The sequence below is a fragment of the Corallococcus sp. AB049A genome (genome assembly GCF_003668885.1).
GTDB lineage: Bacteria > Myxococcota > Myxococcia > Myxococcales > Myxococcaceae > Corallococcus > Corallococcus interemptor.
This window is the reverse complement of sequence record NZ_RAWL01000467.1, coordinates 1-6,383: the sequence shown is the minus strand read 5'-3', so window position 1 is coordinate 6,383 and position 6,383 is coordinate 1. Positions and strand designations below refer to the sequence as shown.

The 6,383-nt window shown below is 70.3% G+C and carries 9 protein-coding genes; 6 read left to right on the top strand and 3 right to left on the bottom strand.

Features of this window, described 5'->3' with window-relative positions:
* The 5 genes from D7X55_RS33670 to D7X55_RS33650 form a co-directional block, all read left to right on the top strand.
* On the top strand, positions 1–803 hold an 803-nt coding region (locus D7X55_RS33670; protein WP_121725194.1), incomplete at its 5' end, for a ParB/RepB/Spo0J family partition protein.
* A 3-nt stretch (positions 804–806) separates the two neighbouring features.
* Positions 807–1,253: a bactofilin BacM gene (gene bacM, locus D7X55_RS33665; RefSeq protein ID WP_014400844.1), complete on the top strand. Its 447-nt coding sequence runs from the start codon at positions 807–809 to the stop codon at positions 1,251–1,253.
* 2 nt (positions 1,254–1,255) lie between these two features.
* On the top strand, positions 1,256–1,816 hold the full coding sequence (locus tag D7X55_RS33660) for a hypothetical protein (protein WP_120548187.1): 561 nt from the start codon (positions 1,256–1,258) through the stop codon (positions 1,814–1,816).
* 53 nt (positions 1,817–1,869) lie between these two features.
* Positions 1,870–2,319, top strand: coding sequence for a CoA-binding protein (locus tag D7X55_RS33655; protein ID WP_121725193.1), 450 nt, complete (start codon positions 1,870–1,872; stop codon positions 2,317–2,319).
* Positions 2,320–2,582: 263 nt separating this feature from the next.
* Positions 2,583–2,771 (top strand): hypothetical protein, encoded by a 189-nt coding sequence (locus D7X55_RS33650; RefSeq protein WP_120548189.1) that lies wholly within the window; start codon positions 2,583–2,585, stop codon positions 2,769–2,771.
* 74 nt (positions 2,772–2,845) lie between these two features.
* On the opposite strand, the gene egtD is transcribed toward D7X55_RS33650, so the two are convergent.
* Entirely contained in the window at positions 2,846–3,868 is a 1,023-nt protein-coding gene (gene egtD / locus D7X55_RS33645) for an L-histidine N(alpha)-methyltransferase (RefSeq protein ID WP_121725192.1), read from the bottom strand.
* A 7-nt stretch (positions 3,869–3,875) separates the two neighbouring features.
* Positions 3,876–5,210, bottom strand: coding sequence for an ergothioneine biosynthesis protein EgtB (gene egtB / locus D7X55_RS33640; protein ID WP_121725191.1), 1,335 nt, complete (start codon positions 5,208–5,210; stop codon positions 3,876–3,878).
* Positions 5,211–5,504: 294 nt separating this feature from the next.
* Between egtB and D7X55_RS33635 the strand changes: the two genes are divergently transcribed.
* A complete protein-coding gene (locus D7X55_RS33635; protein ID WP_120548197.1) occupies positions 5,505–5,882 on the top strand; it encodes a response regulator in 378 nt (125 codons plus the stop codon).
* Positions 5,883–5,907: 25 nt separating this feature from the next.
* Here D7X55_RS33635 and D7X55_RS33630 read toward each other — a convergent pair whose 3' ends face one another.
* The gene (locus D7X55_RS33630) at positions 5,908–6,093 is read right to left on the bottom strand and encodes a hypothetical protein (RefSeq protein WP_121725190.1); all 186 of its coding nucleotides are present in this window, start codon (positions 6,091–6,093) and stop codon (positions 5,908–5,910) included.
* Positions 6,094–6,383 lie beyond the last annotated feature (290 nt).

Sequence of the window (6,383 nt, the reverse complement as noted above, 5' to 3'; positions counted from 1 at the left end):
AGCCCGGCGTGCTCAAGCTGGCCATCGAGTCCATCCACCGCGACCCGCTCCAGCCCCGCCGCCACTTCGACGAGACGAAGCTCACCGAGCTCACCGACTCCATCAAGGCGCAGGGCCTGCTGCAGCCCATCCTCGTCCGGAAGAACCCGAACAAGGGCGGCGAGGGCTACCTCATCATCGCGGGCGAGCGCCGCTGGCGCGCGTCCCAGGCCGCCGGCCTCAAGGAGATCCCCGCCATCGTGCGCGAGGTCACCGAGGCCGAGTCCTTCGAGCTCGCCCTGGTGGAGAACCTCCAGCGCGCGGACCTGAACCCCATTGAAGAGGCGGACGGCTACCGGCGCCTGGTGGAGGAGTTCAAGCTCACGCAGGAGCAGGTGGCCCAGAAGGTGGGCAAGGAGCGCTCCACCGTCGCGAACGCGCTGCGCCTGCTGGCCCTGCCCCCGGACGTGAAGCTCATGGTGGCGGACGGGTCCCTCAGCATGGGCCATGCGCGCGCGCTGCTGGGCGTGCCCCGGCTGCCGGAGCTGCAGAACCTGGCGAAGCAGGTGACGGAGAAGAAGCTGTCCGTGCGCGACACGGAGCGGCTGGTCCAGCAGGGCAAGTCCGCGAAGGGCGGCAAGGACGCAGGGAAGCCGGCGCCCAAGGTGAGCCCGCAGGTGAAGTCGCTCACCGAGGAGCTGCAGCGCCGGTTGGGAACAAAGGTCCGTCTGTCGGAGAAAAGCCCGGGAAAAGGCACCCTGGAAGTCGACTTCTTCTCCTACGATGACCTCGACAGGCTGTTGAAGCTTCTGAGGAAGGAGTAGGGCGTGGCGCTCCTTGGCGGGAAGAAAGACGAAGCACCCAGCAAGCCCCTGTTCAAACGGGAGGAGGATTTCGTGTCGACGCGTCCGGGTGAGGTTCACACGCTTCTGGGTAAGGGAAGCGAGTTCGAGGGGAAGCTCACCTTCGAGGGTCAGGTTCGAATCGACGGCAAGTTCAACGGGCAGATTGTCACCAAGGACGTGCTCGTCATTGGCGACGGCGCCCGCGTGCAGGCGGAGATCCAGGCCGGCACCGTCATCATCAACGGCACCGTGGAAGGCAACGTGCGCGCCACGCAGCTCATCGAGCTGAAGCAGCCGGGCCGCGTGAAGGGCAACCTGGAGACGCCGTCGCTGTCCATGGACCGCGGCGTCATCTTCGAGGGCTCGCTCAAGATGGAGAACATCGGCAAGGGCGGCGGCAACCCGCCCCCGCCGGGAGAGAAGAAGTAACGGTGCCCGTCCACGCGTCCACCGCGCGGAAGACCCCGAGGCTCCTGGGCCTCGGGCTCGTCTCGCTCGGAGTCCTCTTCGGCGGCTGCGAAGGCTGCCAGAAGAAGGCACCGGGCGAGGATGTCCAGGCGGAGGACGCGGGGCTGCGCTCGGGCGTGAAGGTGCCGCTGCCGCCGGGCTGGTCCGCGCAGGTGGCCACCGACGGCAGCTTCCAGGCGGGCCCTCCCGGCCGCCCGGCGCTGCGGGTGGATTTGAAGCCGGGGCAGGGCGAGCAGATGCCCTCCTCGGAGACGCTGGCGGACAACGTCCGTCAGCAGATGAAGCAGTTCACGCTGTCGCTGGACCAGGAGGAGGACACCCCGTCCTTCGCCCTCCTTCGCGTGACCATGGCCCCGGCCCTGACGGACGGCGGTCTGGGCCCGGAGGCGCCCGCGTTCTTCGGCGCCCGGCGCGTGGGGGACGACCTGTTCCTGTGCGCCAGCCTCCCCGGCGCCAGCACCGAGGAGGTCCGCCTGGCCACCGAGGCCTGCCGTAGCATCCAGGTCCAGGCCGCGCCCCGCTGAAAGTGTCCCTGCGTGAGGGTCACGGCCTCCTTATTCAAGGAGCCGGAGACCCCATGGACGACTGGCGCAAGAACCTCATCGAAGACGCGGAAGGCATTGGCGAGCTGCTCGCGCGCACGAAGCGCATCGCCGTATTGGGCATCCGCCCGGAAGCGCAGGCGGACAAGCCCGCGCATGCCATCCCCAAGTTCCTCCAGGACCACGGCTTCGTCATCCTGCCCGTGCCCACGCACGGCGAGCAGGGGAGCATCCTGGGGACGCCCATCTCCATCTCGCTGAAGGACCTGCCCGGAGACGTGGACGTGGTGCAGGTGTTCCTGCGCCCGGACGACATCCCCCAATACGTGGACGCGATGCTGGCGAAGAAGCCGCATGCCGTCTGGTTCCAGCTGGGCATCCGCAATGACGCCGCGGCCGAGCAGCTGGCGCGCGCGGGCATCCGCGTGGTGCAGGACCACTGCATGAAGGTGGAGTGGAAGAAGCGCCACCCGGACGGGCGATAAGCGGCAGCGGGCAGTCCCCGGGAACGTCCTGCGCGGCCCGCGTGTCCTCATTACGTGAGACGGCGGATGTTTTCCGGTGGCTGTCACTGCGAGGGGATGGACTTCGGGGCCGACCCGAGGTGCAATTCCGTCCACGCGCCGTCAGCCGGAGTCCCCGGGACTTCCCCAAAGCCTTCTGACTTCCTAACCTTAGCTTCCCGACCTGTGTCGAGCGTCCGCCCGTCCCGGGTCTTCACGCTGTGCCCCTCGTAAGGAGTCCGCGCATGACGCTCACCGAGATGCTTCCCCTCCCCCTGGCCGTCGTGGAGATCGGGCCCCTGGGTGAGCAGCTAGCAGCGGCGGGGGGACTGGTCATCACCGCGGCGGCCGCGCTCTGGGCCGCGTGGACGCGCCCGCAGCAGCCGGCTCCGGTGCCGGTGCCCGCGCGCCGCAACCCGCCGCGCCGCCGCTAGGCCGCACCGTCGTCCGGATGTTCTGGGGCCCGTGCCCGGCGCGCTGGAAGGCAGCGCCGGGCGGCCCTCCCGCCTCAACGCTTCATCGCCAGCGACAGCGCGAAGTCTCCGTCCGCGTCCGTCCACCACGCGGCCAGGTCGAGGCCCGCGTCGCTGAGCTCCGCCTGCACCTGCTCGCGACAGAACTTGCAGCTCACCTCCGTGCGCAGACATTCGCCTTGCGCGAACTCCACGCGCCGCTCCAGGTCCTTGAGCCACACGGACTGGGCCTTGCGTGAGATGAGCCGCATCTCGATCCACTTGTTCGTCTCGTCGAACGGGGCCAGGTGCTCGAAGGCCTCCGGGTCGAAGTCCGCGTTCAGCTCGCGGTTGAGCACGCGCAGCACGTTGCGGTTGAAGTCCGCCGTCACGCCCGCGCTGTCGTTGTAGGCGGCGAACAGGCGCTCGCGGTCCTTGATGAGGTCCGTGCCCAGGAGCAGCCCGTCTCCAGGCCTCAGCCCCGACGCCAGCTCGCGCAGGAACAGCGCGCGCTGCGCGGGCTTGAGATTGCCGATGGTGCCGCCCAGGAACGCGACGAGCCGCCGGCCGCCGCCCGGGATGCGGCCCAGGTGCTGCTCGAAGTCGCCCACGACGGCATGCACGGCGATGCGCGGGTACTCGCGCGCCAGGCCCTGCGCCGCCTTGCGCAGGAAGGCCTCGCTCACGTCGAAGGGGACGAAGCGCTTGAGCTGCCCGGCCGCGTCCATGGCGTCCAGCAAGAGGCGCGTCTTCTCACTGGTGCCGCTGCCCAGCTCCACCAGCGTGTCCGCGCCGCTCAAGCGCGCCACGTCGTCCGCGTGGGCGCGGAGAATCTCGCGCTCGCGGCGCGTGGGGTAGTACTCCGGCAGGCGGGTGATGTCGTCGAAGAGCTGGCTGCCGCGCTCGTCGTAGAGCCACTTGGGGCTCAGCTCCTTGGGCCCGTGGCACAGCCCCTCCAGCACCTCCGCCCGCAGCGCGCGCCGCGCGTCCCCGGGTTGCACGTGCACGTCCACCTGCACGCCCGGCGAGTCATGGCCCTCCGTGACGCGCGCCTCGCCCTGCTCCGTCCTCATCCTCATGTGGCCCTCACTTCACGTCGCGTGCACAGCGGAAGCCGGCGAAGATCTGCCGGCGGATGGGGAAGTCCCAGTTGCGGAAGCTGTTGCGCACCGCCACGGGCGCGCTCGCCCAGGCGCCGCCGCGCAGCACCTTGGAGGCGTTGCCGAAGAAGACCTCCGAGTACTCGCGGTACGGAAAGGCCCGGAAGCCCGCGTACGGCTGGAAGTCGCTGGCGGTCCATTCCCAGACGTCGCCCAGGAGGCCCCAGACGCCGTCCGCGCTGCCGCCCGGGGGATGGCTGCCCACGGGGGACGGGCCCCAGCGCGTCCCGCCCAGGTTCGCGTGCGCGTCCGTGGGCACGGCGTTCCCCCAGGGGTGCGCGCGCTGGACGCCGTCACTGCCCTGCGCGGCCTTCTCCCACTCGGCCTCCGTGGGCAGGCGCTTGCCGGCCCAGCGCGCGTACGCGTCCGCCTCGTACCAGGACACGTGCTGCACGGGTTCGTCCTTGGGCAGCCGCTCCACGGTGCCGAAGCGGCGGCGCAGCCAGGTGTGATTCCCCTGCCGGCTCCAGAAGAGCGGGTGGCGGATCCGCTCGGCCTTAATCCACTCGAAGCCCTTGGGGTCCCACCAGCGCGCGTCCTCGTAGCCGCCGGACTCCACGAACACGAGGAAGTCCCCCGTGGTGACGGGGTGCGCGTCCAGGAGGAAGGGCGCCACGTCCACGACGTGTCCGGGGCGTTCGTTGTCGTAGGCCCAGGGGTCGTCGCTGCCCAGGCGCACCGGGCCGCCGGGGATGAAGACCTCGTGCTGTGGCACCGCGCCGGGCTGGGGCCGCAGGGCCTCCACCGGGTGGTATTCCACGTGCGTCATCAGCTGCAGCGTGGCGGCCAGCGTCTCCGCGTGCTGCTGCGCGTGCTGCGCCACCATGCCGTAGACGAAGCCGCCCTGGAGCAGCGGATCCTCGCTGTCCTCGGGCAGCGTCTCCAGGTGCGCGCCCACCGCCGCGCGCACCCGGGTGGCGTAGGCCCAGGCGGCCTCCGGCTCCAGCAGGGGCAGCGTGGCGCGCGTGTTCCTGGGGTGGCGGAAGGCGTCGTAGATGGCGTCGAACGCGGGGTCCGTGAAGGCCGGGGCCCCCAGCGCGCGCAAGAGCCACTGCTCTTCGTAATTGGCCACGTGGGCCACGTCCCAGACCAGCGGGGACATGAGCGGCGAGTGCTGCCGCATCAACTCCGCCTCCGGCAGCGGCGCGAGCATCGCCTGGATGCGCTCCCGCCCCGCCTCCAGCTCCCGCCAGGCCCGGCGCTTCCACGACGGGGCCTCGCCGACGCGGGTCCTTCCCTGCTCAGTGCTCCTCAGCGACATGGTCGGCCCAAGGTAGGAAGGGGCTCCGGGACCCGCTAACCCCCCGGCCCCCCCTGGTTTGAACGACCCGTGAGGGAGCACACGTTTGCGAGCCCGCTCCCCTCCCACGGAGACAGGGAGTCCTAATCCGCGCCCTCCACGCTGTCGGGGAATTCTGGACCGAAGGGTTCGTTTCTACACAAATGATATCCCCGTCCGGGAGCCACCCCCTGGGGTGGGCATTTGTCCACCAGTGGTCGGGGTATTCCGGGAAGGCGTGTCCGTGTGGGGGAGGGGGTCCCTATGCTGCGGGACATGGTTGAGCCCGTGCAGCACAAGCCCGTGCTGGTGGTGGAGGACGACGAGGATGCTCGCGCCGCCATCGCCGAAATCCTGGAAGCGGACGGCTACGAGGTGGCCGTCGCCGCCAACGGCCGCGAGGCCCTGGACGAGCTCCAGCACCTGCCTCCGCCGAGCCTCATCCTGCTGGACCTGCGCATGCCGGTGATGGACGGCCCGGAGTTCCTGCGCCACCTGCGCGCGGACTGGCCCCGGCTCAAGGCCGTGCCGGTGCTGCTGTTGTCGGGCGTGGGGACGGAGGCGCTGCCGGACACCGGCGGGCTGTTGAAGAAGCCCATCGTCCCGGACGAGCTGCTGGCCACCGTGGGCCGGCTGTCCGGCCGGAGCGCCTGAAGCCGCCGAGGGACTTCCGGGGGTGTCAGCCCAGCCGCGTCACCGCGAGCAGCGTGAGGGTGCTGGCGCGCGGGTCCTTCTCGTAGAGCAGCTCCAGGTCGTGGCCCTCCACGCGGTGCCGCGCCGGTCCCGCCACCGAGTCCTGGTTCTTCGTCCGTTCCGCCAGCCGCGCGAGCGCCTGCTGCAGGGCCTCGAAGGCTTCGGAGGACATCCGCCCCACCTCGCGCCACGCAGGCGGCGCGTAGTGAACGCGGTACGGAAGGATCAGGCGGTTTCTCGCGGAAGACTGGGACACGGGTTCGGTTCCTCGACGCACCCTCCCTCTTGCGAACCGCATGCCTGCCCGCCACTCCCGGGAATTCCGGGCACTTTCACGGTGGGTCGGCCGTGACGTCTGAAGAACTTACGGGCTGGCCCGAAATCGTAGGGGAAGAAATGACTGGCCGTATGGCAGGCCTGGAAGAGGGGTGAAGGGCCCCTGGCGGCCTGCCCGGGTGGGGC

Bases quoted from the DNA above. Each gene is read 5' to 3' on its own strand.
- D7X55_RS33655 (WP_121725193.1), top strand. From the start codon at position 1,870: ATGGACGACTGGCGCAAGAACCTCATCGAAGACGCGGAAGGCATTGGC.
- D7X55_RS33650 (WP_120548189.1), top strand. From the start codon at position 2,583: ATGACGCTCACCGAGATGCTTCCCCTCCCCCTGGCCGTCGTGGAGATC.
- egtD (WP_121725192.1), bottom strand. From the start codon at position 3,868: ATGAGGATGAGGACGGAGCAGGGCGAGGCGCGCGTCACGGAGGGCCAT.
- egtB (WP_121725191.1), bottom strand. From the start codon at position 5,210: ATGTCGCTGAGGAGCACTGAGCAGGGAAGGACCCGCGTCGGCGAGGCC.
- D7X55_RS33635 (WP_120548197.1), top strand. From the start codon at position 5,505: ATGGTTGAGCCCGTGCAGCACAAGCCCGTGCTGGTGGTGGAGGACGAC.
- D7X55_RS33630 (WP_121725190.1), bottom strand. From the start codon at position 6,093: ATGTCCTCCGAAGCCTTCGAGGCCCTGCAGCAGGCGCTCGCGCGGCTG.